Genomic DNA, 15,195 nt, shown 5'->3' on the forward strand with positions numbered 1-15,195 from the left:
GCAGGAGGGCGCAGCCCGCCCCCAAAAGCGGCTGCGTCTGAGGAGAGGGAGTAACAACATGCTGCGCCGTATGGCCCTGACCGGGCTCCTGTTCGCTTCCGCGCCCGCGTGGGCCGGCGACTTCGTGGACACCCGTCTGTCCTTCGTCTTCGCCGACGACAACATCCTCAAGGGCGCGGGCGAGACCTCGCCCAACAGCCCCAGCGCGCGCTTCGGAGCGGGCCGGCAGAACACCCAGTTCTACGACAACTTCAACACCAAGTTCTCCGGCTTCGAGACGCTGTCGAACCTGGTGCTCTACAAGAAGATGCCGGCCTTCTTCACGGGGCTCACCACCGAGGCGGCCTTCACGGTGCTCGTGCTCGAGCAGCCGTCCGGCGGCATCACGCTGCGCGACAACTCCAGCTACATCCGGCTCAACTACACGCCGCCGGGCTGGGGCGAGCGGGAGGGCATCTCGCTCACCGGCTTCCCGGTGGACGCGGACCGCATGCGCCTGGGCTTCGCCTACCGCATCAGCTGGGGCGGCTCGGGCATCTTCGCGAGCCGCGCCTTCAGCAACGGCGTGCCGGGCGCGAAGCTGCAGCTCACGCGCGACCGCTGGTACGCCTTCGTGGGCGCCAAGACGGGCGTGGTGCAGAACGACATCATCCGCGAGCAGGAGACCGTGTACGGGGCGCTCGCGGGCGCGGGCGTGGACCTGACGGAGAACCTGCGCCTGGAGGCCAACGGCGGCTTCTTCCAGAAGGGGCTCATCCCGGCGCTCGCCACCCTGGGCATCGAGGCGCCGGTGAACTCCGCGGGCGTGAGCGCGCAGGCCGTGTACCACGTGGGCGTGCCCGTGGGCACCAGCGTGGACCTGCGCCTGTACCGCAACGACCCGGACGTGTATCAGCGCTTCTTCACCCCCGTGCAGTACCCGGGCGGCCTGAGCTACTCGGTGAGCGCGGAGGCCAGCTACCTCACCCAGACGCTCTCGGACCCGGACGAGTTCGGCACCACCGTGCCCCAGGGCGCGCGCGCCGCGGCGCTGCAGGCGAGCATGAAGTACGACTTCCTGCGCGTGCACCTGCTCGGCCTCGCGCGCGACATCTCGTTCATCCAGTTCGAGGTGCCCGGCTTCCCGCCCTTCACCGACTTCCCGGACGGCACGAAGCTCAAGCCGGAGATGTTCGTGGCCGGCGGCGCCGACTACCACTTCCCCTCCATCCACTTCACGCCCGGCTTCATCCTCGGCGTGCAGCAGCCGGCGAGCGCGCGCACCACGCAGGGCCTGGGCGGCAACAACCCGCCCCCGGGCCTCACTGGCGGCCGCACCGTCGTCTTCCGTGACGTGAACCAGGTCACGGTGCTGCCCGAGGGCGAGGACGCGCAGCCCATCTTCAGCGCGAAGACCACCTTCCGCTGGGACATCTCGGAGAGCGTCGCCGCGGTGGGCGAGGTCTATTACACCTACGACACCAACCGCGTGACCTTCCGCGACGACCTCACCGGCGTGGCGCAGCCCAGCTTCGTGGATCCCCACGGCGTGGGCTTCAACACCATGCTGCAGGCGCGCTTCTAACGGCGCGCGTCCCGGCCTCCGCTCGCAGCGTCAGTGGGCGGAGGTCATCCGCACCACCTCCTCGAAGGAGGTGGTGCCCTGGGCCAGCTTGCGCACCGCGCTCTCGCGCAGGGTGCGCATGCCGGCCCTCCTCGCGGCCTGCAGCAGCTCGGGCTGCGGGGCGCCGTGCGCGATGAGCTCCTTGAGCTCTCCCGCGGTGCCCACGATCTCGAAGGCGCCCGTGCGGCCGTAGAAGCCGGTGCCGCGGCAGCGCACGCAGCCACCCCCGCGCAGGAGCCGCACGCCTCCGGGGAGCAGCGGCAGCGGGGCCTGCAGCGCGGTGAGCTCGTCCGGGGTGAGCACCGTCTCCTGGGCGCAGTGCGCGCAGACGCGGCGCAGCAGGCGCTGCGCCATCACGCCGAGCAGCGCCGAGGCGAGCAGGAAGGGCGGGATCCCGAGGTCGCGCATGCGGCTCACCGCGCCGAGCGCGTCGTTGGTGTGCAGCGTGCTGAGCACCAGGTGGCCGGTGAGGGCCGCCTGGATGGCGTTCTCGGCGGTCTCCGCGTCGCGGATCTCACCGACCATGATCACGTCCGGGTCCTGGCGCAGGATGTGGCGCAGCGCGCCCGCGAAGTCGAGCCCCACCTTGGGCTGCACCTGCACCTGGTTGAACGCGTCCCACACCATCTCGATGGGATCCTCGATGGTGGTGACGTTCACGTCCGTGCCCGCGAGCGCCTTGAGCGCCGAGTACAGCGTGGTGGTCTTCCCGCTGCCCGTGGGACCGGTCACCAGCACCAGCCCGTGCGGCTGATCGATCCACGACTCGAACAGCCCCTTCTCGTCCGGCTCGAAGCCCAGCTCCGCGATGTCCTGCACCAGTGTCTCGGGGTCGAAGATGCGCACCACCACCTTCTCGCCGAAGGCGGTGGGCAGCGTGCTCACGCGCAGCTCGATCTCGCGCCCCTCGCGCTCCGTCTTGATGCGCCCGTCCTGCGGCTTGCGCCGCTCGGAGATGTCCATGCGCGCGAGCATCTTCACGCGGCTGACCACCGGCGCGTGCACGCCCTGCGGCAGCGTGTACGCGGGGTGCAGCACGCCGTCGATGCGCAGGCGCACCAGGCTCGCCTCGCGCTTGGGCTCGATGTGGATGTCGGACGCGCGGTTGTCGTAGGCGTAGCGCAGCAGGTAGTCCACCGCCTGCACGATGGGGCGGTCGCTCGCCTCGAGCTCCTGGTTGCCGCTGAGCGACACCAGCTGCTCGAAGTTCGCGATCTGCGGCGCCACACCGAAGTCCGTGGCCGCCTGCGCCAAGGTGCGCTTGAAGCCGTAGATCTCCGCGATGAGCTTGAGGATGTCCCCCTTCGCCGAGAGCACCGGGGTGATGGGCACGCCCGCCAGCTGCTGCAGGTTCGCGAAGAGCTCCCCGTCGAAGGGGTTGGCCACCGCCACCACCAGCCGGCCTCCCTCCCCGCGCTCGAGCGGGAGCAGCACGTGCTTCTGCGCGAAGGGGCGCGACACCGTGCGTGTCGACAGCTGCATGTCCACCTTGAGCGGGTCGATCTTCCGGTAGGCGATCCCTGCGGCCCGCGCCGCCGCCTCCGTCACCCGGTCCTCGTCCAGCACGCCGCGCCCGTCGGGCAGCGCCACCTGGAACGCCGCGACGATCTCCACCGGGCTGACCTCGTAGCGCGCCGCCTCCTTGCCCGTGGCCCCCTTCGCCTTCAGCACCCGCGCGCGCGCCGCCGTCTCCCGCGAGAGCACGTCCTGCGCCTGCGCGGGCTGCAGCAGCCCCTGCCCCACCAGCGCCTCGAGCACGAACAGCGTGGAGAAGTCACCCCGCGAGCGCGCGAGGGGCGCAGGGGTGGGCTGGGGCTGGGCCAAGGCAGAGACCTCCGGAAGGGCGGGCAGGGGCGCAGTATGCGCCAGGAGCGCGGCGGCGCCCCTTTCCTTGCGCCCCTGTGAACCCGGGGCTCCGGGGCGGCAATCCCTGCCCCTGGAGCGCGGGCGGCCTCAGGGCTGCTGCAGGGCCTGCACTGCCGCTTCCACCAGTGCCTCGGGCGTGGGGCGCTCGGCCACGGCGGCCGCCGGCAGCTCCAGGCGCGCGAGCGCCGCCGCCGTGGTGGGGCCGATCGCCACGCGGCGCATCCCCGCCATCCGCGCCCGGCCCGCCGCCTCCGCGAAGGCCTCCGCGGTGCGCGGGCTCGCGAACAACCCCACCTCGGGCGGGGTGGCGTCCAGCTGCGCGAGCGACTCGGGGGCGAGCCCCGCTGCCTCGGCGCGGTACGCCGTCACCCGCGCCACGCGCACGCCGTGCTCGAGCAGGGCCTCCTCCAGCTCGCGCCGGCCGTGCTCGGCCGCGGGCAGGAGCACCTCGTCGCCGGCCTCCAGCCGATCCTTGAGGCACTCGAACAGCGCCTCGCCGGTGCCCGCCTCGGGCTGCGCCGCCACGTTCCAGCCGTGGCCCTCCACCGCGCGCGCGGTCGCCGGGCCCACCGCCGCGAGGCTCACCCGCGCGATGCGCTCCAGGGTGCCCGCCTCGCGCAGCGCCTCCGCGAAGGCGTCCACCGCGGAGGGGCTCGCGAACACCACCCAGCGGTAGCGGTGCACGCCGTCCGCCGCGGCCGCGAGCGGGCGCGGATCGTCCGGGGGCTTGAGCTCGAGCAGGGGCAGCGAGATCACCTCGGCGCCCTCGTCCTCGAGCAGGAAGCAGAGCGCCTCCACGCGCTCCTTGGGGCGCGTCACCAGGACGCGGATGCCTTCGAGTCGCCTCTGCACGGGGCGCACTCTAGGTCCGCGAGGGCGCGTGCGCGCGGCCAAAATCGCGCAGGATCTCCCCCGCGCCGCGGCCGAGCAGCTCCTCCGCCAGCGCCTCGCCCAGGGCGGCCGCCTCGGACGCGGGGCCCCGGCGCTCGCCGCGCACCACGCGGCTGCCGTCCGGCCGGCCCACCAGGCCGCGCAGGTGCACCTCACCGGCCTCCACCGTGGCGTAGCCCGCGAGCGGCACCGTGCAGCCGCCCTCGAGCCGCGCGAGCAGCGCGCGCTCGGCGCTCACGGCCGTGCGGGTGACGGGGTCCTCCAGGGGCGCGAGCAGCGCGCGCACCCGCGCGTCCGCCTCGCGGCACTCGATGGCCAGCACCCCCTGCCCCACCGCGGGCAGGCTGCGCTCGGCGGAGAGCACCTCGGTGATCTCCGCCTCGAGGCCCAGGCGCTTGAGCCCCGCGTGCGCGAGCACCGCGCCGGCGAGCCCCAGCTCCCGCGTGCGCGCGAGCCGCGTCTGCACGTTGCCGCGCAGGGAGACGATCTCCAGGTCCGGCCGCCACGAGCGCAAGAGGCAGCTGCGGCGCAGGGAGCTGGTCCCCACGCGCGCCCCGTGCGGCAGCGCCTCGAGCCGCAGGCCCGCCGGGCTGCAGAAGGCATCGCGCGGGTCCTCGCGCCGGGGCACTGCGGCGAGCATCAGCCCCGCGGGCAGCACCGAGGTCATGTCCTTGAGGCTGTGCACCGCGAGGTCCGCGCGATTCTCGATCAGCGCCTGCTCGATCTCCTTCACGAACAGCCCCTTGCCGCCCACGGCGGACAGGGGCGCGGAGAGGAAGCGGTCTCCCTCGGTGCTCATCTCCACCAGGCTCACGTCCAGCCCCGGGTGGGCCGCCTGCAGCAGCGCGCCCACGTGGCGGGCCTGCCACAGGGCCAGCGGGCTCTTGCGGGTGGCGATTCTCACGGCGTTCATCCCTTGGCACTCCTCGCGTCGCTGTTGGCGGCCTCCGCCCTGCCCTCTTCCCTCGCCTCGGCGCGCACCGCCTCCTGCGCCTCCGCCAGCCCGAACAGCTCCGCGGCGGCCCCGGCGAGCCGGTGCCCATCCGGGTGGCTGTCCGGGTCCAGGTGCACGGCGCGCAGCTTCGCGGTGGGGCCGTGCAAGAGCTTGTTCACGATGGCGCGGCCCATGGCCTCGATGCTCTTGCGCTGGCGCTCGGTGAGCCCGTCGCCCATCGCGGCCAGCGTGCGCTCCACCTCGGCGCGCGCGATCTCCTCGGCGCTCTTGCGCAGGCGCGCGAGCACCGGCAGCCCCTCGCGAAGGCTGCGCTCCTTCACGAAGCGCGCGACCTCCTGGGCCACGAGCACGCTCGCCTTCTCCGCCTCGCCCGCGCGCGCCGCCGCGTTGTCCGCGACGAACTTCTGGATGTCGTCCACGTCGTAGGCCGTCACCCAGGGCAGCTCGCCCACGTCCGGCGCGATGTCGCGCGGCACCGCGAGGTCCACCATGAAGAGCGGGCGCAGCTTGCGCGCCTTGCCCACCGCGCCGACGTTCTCCTTCGTGAAGATCGGCACGGGGCTCGCGGTGGAGCAGACGACGACGTCGCTCGCGGTGAGCAGCTGCTGCAGCTCCTCGAAGGGGCGCGCCTCGCAGCCCGCGCCCACCTCGCGCGCGAGCGCCTCGGCGCGCGCGAGGGTGCGGTTGGTGATGACCAGCCGGCTCGCCCCCGCGGCCCGCAGGTGGCGCGCCGCGTGCTCGCCCATCTCGCCCGCGCCCACCACCAGCACCGTCTTGCCGTGCAGCCCGTCGAACACCTTGCTTGCCAGCGCCACCGCCGCGCTCGCCATGCTCGTGGCCGAGCGGCCGATGGCCGTCTCCGTGCGCACCCGCTTCGCGCAGCCGAAGGCCGCGGCGCACACCCGGGTGAGCTCGCCGCGCACGGCGCCTGCGCCCTGCGCCCGCTCGAAGGCCTCCTTCACCTGGCCGAGGATCTGCGCCTCGCCCAGCACCATCGAGTCCAGGCTCGAGGCCACGCGGAAAAGGTGCACCAGCGCCGCCTCGCCGCGGTGCTCGTAGAGGTGGTCCAGCGCCTCGGGGCCGCCGAGCAGGCTCAGCTGCGCGCGCGCCTGCTCGCGCGCCGCGTCCCCGTCCTGCGCCGCCACGTACAGCTCCACCCGGTTGCAGGTGGACACCACCAGCGCCTCGGAGGGCGCCTGCGCGAGCCGCTGGGTGAGCTCCACCTGGCGCGGCTCCGGCAAGGCGAGCCGCTCGCGCACCGCGAGGGGCGCGCTACGGTGGGAGAGGCCGATGCAGAGCAGTTCCATGACGTCCGTGCCCCGGTGACTCAGTGCAGACCGCCGGCGGAGAGCGCGGGGGTATACGAAGAGAGGAAGGAGACCAGCAGCAGGCCGAAGCCCGCCATGGTGAGCAGCGCCACGCGCCGCCCCTGCCAGCCCGCGAAGACGCGCGCGTTGAGCAGCAGCGCGAAGACCACCCAGGCCCCGAGCGTCACCACCTGCTTGAGATCCCAGGTCCAGAACAGCCCCGGCGTGCCGCTCGCGAAGAAGATGCCCGTCACCAGCGTCACCGACAGGGCGATGAAGCCCCAGATGACGAGGCTGCGGTTGAGCCGGTCGAGGAACTCGAGCGAGGGCATGCGCGCGAAGAGCAGCCCGAAGTGCTTGCTCTTCACCTGCCGCTCCATCACCAGGTACATCACCGCCACGGCCGCGGCGACCGCGAAGGCCGCGAGCCCCAGCAGCGCGATGAGCACGTGCACCGGCAGCAGCGGCCCGCGCAGCGTGGCGGGCAAGGGCGCCGCCGAGCCGCGCATCAGCAGCCCGGGCAGCATGATCATCACCGCGAGCGGCGTCACGAAGGCGCCCAGCACCGGGCGCCGGTAGCGCAGATCCAACCCGAGGAAGATGGCCAGCAGCAGGAAGGCCAGCATGGACAGCCCGTTGGCGAGCCCGGCCGGTGCGCCGCCCTCCGCCCCCAGCAGCGCCCCCAGCCCCACCGCGTGCAGCCCGAGTCCCAGCCCCACCAGCACGCGCCCCGCCGTGGCGAGCCGCGGGGACTGGCGCACCAGGAACGCGAGGTACACCAGGGCCGCGACGATGTAGGCGTGGGCGGCGAGCGAGGCGAGGGTGTGACTCATGGGGGCGCTCGGTGAGAGCTGGAGAGGAGCTGTGGAAGAACGACTAACTCAAATGGGACGGCGCATCATCCCATCTTGTTGAGCAGGAAGGCGGCCAGCAGGTCCGCCTCCGAGGCGTCCTTGCGCGGCGCAGCAGCAGGCCCCGCGACCTCGGCGACGTAGCCCGGGACCACCTCGTAGGCGGCCTCGCCGAGCAGCACCGAGTCGGCCATCTGCTCGGCCCCCAGGCCCTGGAGCTGGGGCTCGGTCTTCACCTTGGCCAGCAGGGTGTGCTCGTCCGCGCCGCTCACCAGCTTCACGAAGTGCACGGCCGGCACCACCGGCACCCGGGTGGGCTCGCCGGTGACGACCAGCTGGCCGTCCTGGAGGTCCGCCTTGTCGGCGAGCACCCACTCCTCGAGCTGGGTCTGGGGAAGGAAGAGCCTGGTCACGCAGCACACCTTAGCACCCCCCGGCCGCGCGCCCCAGGCTTGCAACGCGGGGCGGCGCACCGCATCTACCGGCTCGCATCACTGGAATAAGCGCTGGAATCCCCCGGCCGGTGCGTACTAAGCGCCCGCCGGAGGTCCGGGTAGCCTGCAGGCGCGGGCCGCCCGGACCGGGCCCTTCACAGGAGAGACGACGACATGGCTGGCGCAGACGTGCAGAACATCGGCGACGGGGAGTTCAAGAAGGAAGTCCTCGAGTCCCAGCAGCCCGTGCTGGTGGACTTCTGGGCCACGTGGTGCGCCCCCTGCCGCGCCATCGCCCCGCTCATCGACGACCTGGCCACCCAGTACAAGGGGCAGGTAAAGGTGGCGAAGATCAACATCGACGACAACCAGAACACCCCGCAGCAGTACGGCATCCGCTCCATCCCCACCCTGCTCGTGTTCAAGGGCGGCCAGGTGGTGGAGCAGATCGTGGGGCGCGTGGACAAGTCGCGCATCGAGGACGCGCTGCGCAAGGCGCTGTAGCGCTCGCAGTCCCGCGGCGTGCTGCCGGGCCTCTTCTCAGGCCCGCAGCACGTCCGCGCAGGTGCGCAGGATCTCCAGGCGCGCGTGCTTCTTGTCGTTGCCGGCGACGACGTGCCAGGGCGCGTCCGGGCGGTGCGTGCGGTCCAGCATCTCCTGGATGGCGCGCGCGTAGGCACCCCACTTCTGGCGGTTGCGCCAGTCGTCCGGGCCGATCTTGTACTGCTTCACCGGATCGTCCTCGCGGGCGCGGAAGCGCTCGAGCTGGGTCTTCTTGTCGATGTGGATGAAGAACTTCGCCACGCGCACGCCGTCCGCCGTGAGCGTGCGCTCGAAGGCGTTGATCTCGTCGTAGGCGCGGCCCCACTCGCGCGGCGAGGCCAGCTTCTCCACCCGCTCCACCAGCACCCGGCCGTACCAGGTGCGGTCGAACACCGCGAGCTCGCCGCGCGCCGGCGTGCGCTGCCAGAAGCGCCAGAGGTAGTGGTGCTCGGCCTCCTGCTGCGAGGGCGCCGCGATGGGCCACACCTTGTAGCCGCGCGGGTCCATCTGCGCGGTGAGCCGCTTGATCGCGCCGCCCTTGCCGGAGGCGTCCCAGCCCTCGAAGGCGAGCACCGTGCGGCGGCCGGCGAGGTACTGCGAGATCTGCAGCCGGTACAGCTCCTCCTGCAGCTGCGCGAGCTCCTCCTCGTACGCGTCCTTGTCCTCCACCTCCTGCGAGAGGTCCACCGCGTCCAGGGACAGCGTGCCGGCCGGATACACGTCGAACTCGAAGGCCTCGCGGGTGCGGTCGCTGCTGTGTGATTTCACCTTCCGAGCCATGTTTCACCTCGAACGCGTGTTGACATGTGCGCGGCCCGGAGTGAAATAGACGTGAGCCGTTGCAGCAAGTTGCACCAAACAGGTGCTGCAACACATCGTTATCCACTGTTTCAAAGGAGTGCACATGGCGCGCCCCCGCAAGGCTTCCGCAGGCTTCAGCCCCACCCTGACGCCGGCGCTCACGCAGTGGGCCGAGGCGCTCGGCGAAGCCGTGGGCCGCGGCGTCGCCCGCGGCATCAACGCGGGCGTGGCGGGGGTGGGGCTGGGTGGGGGCATGCCGGGCGCGCGGCGCCGCGGCCGCCCGCCCAAGGCCGTGTCCGGTGGCCCCGTGCCGGCCGACCGCCGCTGCCAGGAGCCCGGCTGCGACCGCGAGGCCCGCTCGAAGGGCCTGTGCTCCGCGCACTACCAGGCCCGCCGGCGCGCCGAGCTCGCCAAGCAGGCCTGAGGCCTCACGCGCGGGGAGCTACTCTCCGCGCCAGGGGTCGGTCTCGCTGGTGGCCTTGATGAGCTCCCAGGCCGCCAGCGCATCCACCACCCGCTCCAGCTCGTTGGGCAGGCCGCGCGCGCGCTTGGACTGCAGGTACTCCTCCGCGAAGCTGCGCAGCCGCAGGCCGAGGAAGAGCTTGGCCAGCGCCACCTCGGTCTGCCCGAAGAACTCCTCGAAGCGCACGCCGAAGCCGCTGAGACCACTTTCGCCCCCGCGCTGCTCGCGCACGATGACCGCGCGCGCCTCCACCGGCTCCGCGTCGTCCTCGAGCTCGAAGCGCACGCGCAGCTCGGTGCCCACCGGCAGGAAGAAGCTGCTCTCCAGGAAGGCGCCGCTCACGCTCACGTTCACCGAGCGCAGGGAGGCGGAGAAGCTGCGGCTCGCCCCCTCCCCCTCGCGCCACAGCTCGAAGCGCGCGGCGAGCCGCGCGCGCGGGAAGTGGCGGTGCTCGGCCTCGCCCGCGTGCGGCTCGATGATCACCGCCGCAGCGGCCGCCCGGCGCGCGCCCGGGAGCGCGGGGGCCGCGGCCGGACGCGCGAGCGCGCCTGCCGCCGCCACGCTGGTGCGCGGCGCCGAGGCGGGCTCGGCGCGGCGCGCCCCGGCAGCCCCTGCCGCAGGCCCTGCGCCGCGCGCCCCGTCGCTCGCGCGGCTGGGCGCGGGTGCGGCAGCGGCCGCCGCGGCGCGCGCCACGGCCCCTGCGGAGCCCGCACCTGAAGCGGGAGCCGCCGCGGGAGCCGGTGCCGGCAGTGTGCGGGTCGCTGCGCTCTTGCCCTTGCGGGCGCCCTTCCTCTCCATCGTCGCCTCCGGCGCACTGCAAAGATCCGCTCTGGCGCCAGCGCGCTTCATACACCAGGCGCGGGCGCGCGTGGGGCGCTGCCGAGCAGGACCCCGCTAGAACATGTGCCGGCGCATGCTCACGTTGACGAGCAGGCCGATGCTGATCATCACGGTGAGCATGGACGAGCCGCCGTAGCTGAGCAGCGGCAGGGTGATGCCCGTCACCGGCAGGAGCCCGATGACCATGCCGATGTTCTCGAACACCTGCCAGAAGAGGCTCGCGGTCACGCCCACGGCCAGGAAGGCGCCGAAGCGGTCGCGCGCGTTGAAGCCCACCCCGAGCGCGAACACGAAGACGAGCCCGTAGAGGGCGACCAGGGTGAGGCAGAGGAGGAAGCCGTGCTCCTCGGCCCACACGGAGAAGATGAAGTCCGTGTGCTGCTCGGGGAGGAAGAAGAGCCCCGTCTGGGTGCCCTCGCGCCAGCCCTTGCCGGTGAGCCCGCCGCTGCCCACGGCGATCTTGGACTGGGCCGCGTGGTAGCCCTTGCCGCGCAGGTCGCTCTCCGGGTCCAGCCAGGCGCTGATGCGCTGGCTCTGGTGCGGCTTGAGCAGGTGGCGCACCACGGTGGTGCGCGGCTCGGGCTGCTCGCGGATGTAGTCGTTCCAGATGACGCCGCCCACCAGCACCACGCCCGCCACCAGCACCGTGGCGAGGTACCAGCGCACCTTGCCGAAGAGGATGACGGTGCCCGCGGTGAGGATGATCATCAGCGCGGTGCCCAGGTCCGGCTGCACCAGCACGAGCAGCGTGGGCACGCCCACCACCAGCGCGGGCTTCCACAGGCGCACGAGCCCGTAGCTCTCGGCGTGGGGCCGGTAGTCGTCGTGGTAGACCTTGGCGAGCATCAGGAGCACGCCGATCTTCATGAACTCGGCGGGCTGGATGCGGAAGGGCCCCACGACGAACCAGCTCTCGGCGCCCTTGGCCTTGTGGCCGATGAAGCGCAGCGCGATGAGCGCGGCGATGTTCGCCAGGTAGATGGGCAGCGCCATGCGCTGGATCCACCGGTAGTCCACGAGGCACACCAGCAGCACCACGAAGAGCCCCACCCCGATGTACAGCGCCTGCGCGCTCCACACGGGCGCGTGCGGCGGCCGGCTCGCGGAGGCGAGGTTCCACACCCCGAGCCCGGCGATGGCGAGCACGCAGAACACCAGCCCCCAGGGGATGTGCGGGACCATCCGCTTTTCGATACGCAGTTGCATCTGGGTCTCTCGCTAACCGCGGGTCAGCGTCTCTTCCGCCACGGGCGCGCTGGGCGCGGGCGGGTTGTAGGGCGTGTTGAGGCGGGGCGCGGCCGGGGCCTTGGCGTCCTCGCGCTTGAGCTGGAAGTACTTCTGCAGCACCGCCATGCCGGTGGGCGCCGCATCCAGGCCGCCGTGGCCGCCGTGCTCGTTGAGCACCACGATGGCGATCTCCGGGTTGTCCGCGGGCGCGAAGCCGGCGAACCACGCGTGGTCGCGGGTGAAGTAGTCCATCTGGAAGGTCTTGAGGCGCACGGTGCCGATGCGCACCACCTGCGCGGTGCCCGTCTTGCCCGCGATGGTGATGTCCTCCATGCCCTCGCGGTACATGTTGCGCGCCTTGAGCGCGGTGCCGCCCGCCTCGTTCACGGTGGCGACCAGCCCCTCCACCACCGCCTTGCGGTGGGCCTCGGGGATGTCGATCTTGCGCACCACCTGGCGGTCGAACTTCTCCACCGTCTTGCCGTCCGCGCTCTCGAGCCGCTCCACCAGCTGCGGCTTGAGCAGGGTGCCGCCGTTGGCGATGGCGGCATAGAGCATGGCCATCTGCATCACGGTGACGTTGTCGTCGCCCTGCCCGATGGCGCTGTTGAGCGCGAGGCCCTTGGAGTAGCCGCCGGGGGTCACCTTGTCGTGGTACTCGCTGCTCGGCATGATCCCGGGCACCTCGCTCACCACGCCCACGTTGGTGGGCGCGCCGAGCCCGAAGGCGCGGCCCATCTCCGCGATGGGATCCAGCCCGATGGTGTCCGCGGCCTTGAAGTACCAGACGTCACACGAGGACTGCAGCGCCTGCACGCCGTCGCGGTTGCCGTGGCCGCTGTCCTTGTGGCAGCGCCACACGCGCGCACCGAGCCGGTAGCCGCCCGGGCAGAAGATGGTGGTGCTGGGGCTGAAGTGGCCGGACTTGTACGCCGCGAGCGCGGTGACGACCTTGAAGATGGAGCCCGGGCTGTAGTGCTCGGCCGCCACGCGGTTGATCATGGGCTGCATCGGGTCGCGCGCGAGCGCCGCCATCTGCGTGGGCGTGATGCGGCCGGTGAGCAGGTTCGGGTCGAAGCCGGGGCGGCTGACGAGCGCGCGGATGAAGCCGGTCTTCACGTCCACCGCGAGCACGGCGCCGGCCACGCCCGGGAAGGCCTTCTCCGCCACCTCCTGCAGCCGCATGTCCAGGCTGAGCACCACGTTGGCGCCGGGGGTGGGCGGGGTCACCGCGTCCATGCCCAGCTTGCCGTTGAGCTCGTCGATGGTCTGGCCGCGCGCGTTCACGACCTCCTTGCGCACGCCGTCCTGGCCGCGCAGCTGCGGCTCGAAGTAGCGCTCCAGGCCGCGGCGGCCCACGTAGTCGCCCAGCGCGTAGTGCATCCCCTCCGCGTCGAGCTTCTCGAGCTCCTCGGGGGTGATCTCGTTCATGTAGCCCAGCACGTGGCTGAGCACGCTGCCGGCGCGGTAGTTGCGGTGCGGCACGGGCACCACGTCCACGCCGTCCAGGATGTCGCGGCGGGCGTTGAGGCGGTCGTACTCGTCGCGCTCGAGGTCGATCTTCACCGGCACCGGCTGGAAGGGGGCGTTGCGCTTGGCCGCCTTCACCTGCGCGTCCACCTTGGCCACCTGCGCCTCGTCCCAGTGCAGCAGCTCGGCGAGCTTGGGCAGCACCACCTCGGAGCAGTCGGTGCAGAAGGCGGGGATGATGAAGGCGTCGAAGGAGGGGCGGCTGTCCACCAGGATGGTGCCGCGCCGGTCCTTGATCATCCCGCGGTCGGCGCGCAGGCGCACCTCCTTCACGAAGTTCGCCACGCTCTTGGCGGCGTACTCCTCGTGCTCGGTGATCTGCAGGCGATAGAGCTGCATCGCGATGAGGAACATCCCCGCGAGCATCGCGAGGCCGAGGTACAGGAAGCGCTTCTTGAGGTCGCGCCCCGGCGTGGTCTGGCCGAGCGTCTGGCTCATCGCAGCAGCCCCAGCGGCCGCTCGTGGCCCTGATCGAAGCGGCGCAGCAGCGGGTAGAGGAGGAAGGCGGCGAGCCCCGTGAGCCCCACCTGCATCGGCAGGCTGGGCAGCATCGCGGCGAGCGGGTTGCCGCCCTTGGTGGTGAGCCAGGTGAAGAAGGCCGCGAGCAGCCCGTGCCCGATGTCGCCGCCCATGGTGAAGAGCGCGAAGGAGAGCGGGCTGCGCACGTCCACCAGGGTCGCGACCACGCGCCCGACGAGGAAGCTGAGCACCGCGAGGAAGGTGAAGAGCCAGGTGGGCTGGCCGCTCATGAGATCCAGCAGGTAGCCCACGGCGAAGGAGGAGAGCGCCCCCTCCACCAGCCGCGCGCGCAGCGCGAGGAAGGCGATGAGCACCACGGTGACGTCGATGCGGGTGATGGCCATGCCGGCCTTCTGCACCACCACGCTCTCGAGCGTGAGCAGCCCGAGCGCGAGCAGGACGGTGACGAAGAACTTCATCGGGTGCTCTCTCCTGCAGTGGCCGGCGCGTACTGCGCGAGCCCGCTCGAGGGGATGACCAGCACCTCCTCGAGCTTGGTGGTGTCCACCGCGGGGATGATCTCCGCGTGCTGGAACATGCCCTGCGTGCTCTTCTCCAGCGCGCTCACGCGGCCCACCACCAGCCCCGGCGGGTACACCCCGTCCGTGCCCGCGGTGATGACCAGGTCGCCCTCGCTGATGTCCTCGGTGCGCAGCGCCGTCTCCAGGCGCAGCGGGTTGAGCCCCGCGCCGGCCGCCGTGGCGCGCGCGCGGCTGCGCTGCACGCGGATGGCCACGCGGCTCATCGGGTCCGTGACGAGCGCCACGTCCGCGTAGCCGCCGGTGGTGCGCACCACCTGCCCCACGATGCCCTCGGGCGTCACCACGCTCATGCCGCGCTCCACGCCGTCGGCCTCACCGCGGTTGATGCGCACGCTGAGCAGCTTGGGCGCCGGGTTCACGCCCAGCACGCGCGCGGGGATCTCGGGGCCCGAGGCCGCCTCCGTGTAGCCGAGCAGCTTCTTGAGCCGCTCGTTCTCGAGCCGCGCCTCGCCCAGCGCCTGCACCGCGGCGTGCATGCGCAGGTTCTCGAGGCGCAGCACCTCGTTCTCCTCGCGCACGCCGTGCAGGGTGATGTAGGCGCGCACCATCCGCACACCTCCATCGATGCCGCCGGTGATGCCGCGCTGCAGGGGCGCGGTGAGCGCGATGATCGCGCGATCCAGCCAGCGCGGGCGAGGCCCGCCCGCGAGGAAACTCCCGAGGGGATAGAGCAGCAGCAGGCCCACCAGCAGCAGCTGGCGGTGGCGCTTGAGGAGCGTCAGCACGTGAGGGGAACCGGGGGTGGCAAGGGGGGGAGCGGGCGGGGCGGGGGCGCGGCTAACTACCGTAAATCGCTTGCATTTTCTGGTGTGTTATCCTACGC

At 72.2% G+C, this 15,195-nt stretch carries 15 protein-coding genes; 3 read left to right on the forward strand and 12 right to left on the reverse strand.

Features of this window, described 5'->3' with window-relative positions; all coding sequences use genetic code 11:
- The first annotated feature begins 58 nt into the window (after positions 1 to 58).
- Positions 59 to 1,564, forward strand: coding sequence for a hypothetical protein (locus tag FGE12_RS03465; RefSeq protein ID WP_194797531.1), 1,506 nt, complete (start codon positions 59 to 61; stop codon positions 1,562 to 1,564).
- A gap of 30 nt (positions 1,565 to 1,594) precedes the next feature.
- Here FGE12_RS03465 and FGE12_RS03470 read toward each other — a convergent pair whose 3' ends face one another.
- From FGE12_RS03470 to FGE12_RS03495, 6 genes are all read right to left on the reverse strand, one after another.
- Positions 1,595 to 3,427 carry a GspE/PulE family protein gene (locus FGE12_RS03470; protein ID WP_153864706.1) on the reverse strand — a complete coding sequence of 611 codons (1,833 nt, stop codon included), beginning with the start codon at positions 3,425 to 3,427 and terminating at the stop codon, positions 1,595 to 1,597.
- A 129-nt stretch (positions 3,428 to 3,556) separates the two neighbouring features.
- Complete coding sequence (locus tag FGE12_RS03475) at positions 3,557 to 4,321, reverse strand: uroporphyrinogen-III synthase (protein WP_194797532.1); 765 nt, start codon at positions 4,319 to 4,321, stop codon at positions 3,557 to 3,559.
- 10 nt (positions 4,322 to 4,331) lie between these two features.
- Positions 4,332 to 5,273 carry a hydroxymethylbilane synthase gene (gene hemC / locus FGE12_RS03480; RefSeq protein WP_153864707.1) on the reverse strand — a complete coding sequence of 314 codons (942 nt, stop codon included), beginning with the start codon at positions 5,271 to 5,273 and terminating at the stop codon, positions 4,332 to 4,334.
- Positions 5,270 to 6,622 (reverse strand): glutamyl-tRNA reductase, encoded by a 1,353-nt coding sequence (hemA, locus tag FGE12_RS03485; protein ID WP_153864708.1) that lies wholly within the window; start codon positions 6,620 to 6,622, stop codon positions 5,270 to 5,272. The genes hemC and hemA overlap by 4 nt, the downstream gene beginning before the upstream one ends.
- Positions 6,623 to 6,642: 20 nt before the next feature.
- Positions 6,643 to 7,455 (reverse strand): inner membrane protein YpjD, encoded by an 813-nt coding sequence (locus FGE12_RS03490; RefSeq protein WP_153864709.1) that lies wholly within the window; start codon positions 7,453 to 7,455, stop codon positions 6,643 to 6,645.
- Positions 7,456 to 7,520: 65 nt separating this feature from the next.
- Complete coding sequence (locus tag FGE12_RS03495; protein ID WP_194797533.1) at positions 7,521 to 7,886, reverse strand: hypothetical protein; 366 nt, start codon at positions 7,884 to 7,886, stop codon at positions 7,521 to 7,523.
- A 195-nt stretch (positions 7,887 to 8,081) separates the two neighbouring features.
- Here FGE12_RS03495 and trxA point away from each other — a divergent pair, with 195 nt between their 5' ends.
- Complete coding sequence (gene trxA, locus FGE12_RS03500) at positions 8,082 to 8,411, forward strand: thioredoxin (RefSeq protein ID WP_153864710.1); 330 nt, start codon at positions 8,082 to 8,084, stop codon at positions 8,409 to 8,411.
- A gap of 36 nt (positions 8,412 to 8,447) precedes the next feature.
- On the opposite strand, the gene FGE12_RS03505 is transcribed toward trxA, so the two are convergent.
- A complete protein-coding gene (locus FGE12_RS03505; protein ID WP_153864711.1) occupies positions 8,448 to 9,230 on the reverse strand; it encodes a polyphosphate kinase 2 family protein in 783 nt (260 codons plus the stop codon).
- A gap of 124 nt (positions 9,231 to 9,354) precedes the next feature.
- Here FGE12_RS03505 and FGE12_RS03510 point away from each other — a divergent pair, with 124 nt between their 5' ends.
- Positions 9,355 to 9,675, forward strand: coding sequence for a hypothetical protein (locus FGE12_RS03510; protein WP_153864713.1), 321 nt, complete (start codon positions 9,355 to 9,357; stop codon positions 9,673 to 9,675).
- A gap of 18 nt (positions 9,676 to 9,693) precedes the next feature.
- Here the strand turns inward: FGE12_RS03510 and FGE12_RS03515 are convergent, their stop codons facing one another.
- The 5 genes from FGE12_RS03515 to mreC all read right to left on the reverse strand — a co-directional run bounded on the left by FGE12_RS03515 (position 9,694) and on the right by mreC (position 15,097).
- The gene (locus FGE12_RS03515) at positions 9,694 to 10,407 is read right to left on the reverse strand and encodes a PilZ domain-containing protein (RefSeq protein ID WP_370458871.1); all 714 of its coding nucleotides are present in this window, start codon (positions 10,405 to 10,407) and stop codon (positions 9,694 to 9,696) included.
- 201 nt (positions 10,408 to 10,608) lie between these two features.
- Positions 10,609 to 11,760, reverse strand: a complete 1,152-nt coding sequence (gene rodA / locus FGE12_RS03520) for a rod shape-determining protein RodA (protein WP_153864715.1) — start codon at positions 11,758 to 11,760, stop codon at positions 10,609 to 10,611.
- A gap of 12 nt (positions 11,761 to 11,772) precedes the next feature.
- Positions 11,773 to 13,749: a penicillin-binding protein 2 gene (gene mrdA, locus FGE12_RS03525; RefSeq protein ID WP_153864716.1), complete on the reverse strand. Its 1,977-nt coding sequence runs from the start codon at positions 13,747 to 13,749 to the stop codon at positions 11,773 to 11,775.
- Complete coding sequence (locus tag FGE12_RS03530; RefSeq protein ID WP_153864717.1) at positions 13,746 to 14,249, reverse strand: hypothetical protein; 504 nt, start codon at positions 14,247 to 14,249, stop codon at positions 13,746 to 13,748. The genes mrdA and FGE12_RS03530 overlap by 4 nt, the downstream gene beginning before the upstream one ends.
- Positions 14,246 to 15,097: a rod shape-determining protein MreC gene (mreC, locus tag FGE12_RS03535; protein ID WP_194797534.1), complete on the reverse strand. Its 852-nt coding sequence runs from the start codon at positions 15,095 to 15,097 to the stop codon at positions 14,246 to 14,248. The genes FGE12_RS03530 and mreC overlap by 4 nt, the downstream gene beginning before the upstream one ends.
- Positions 15,098 to 15,195 lie beyond the last annotated feature (98 nt).

The organism is Aggregicoccus sp. 17bor-14 (assembly GCF_009659535.1).
Lineage (GTDB): Bacteria > Myxococcota > Myxococcia > Myxococcales > Myxococcaceae > Aggregicoccus.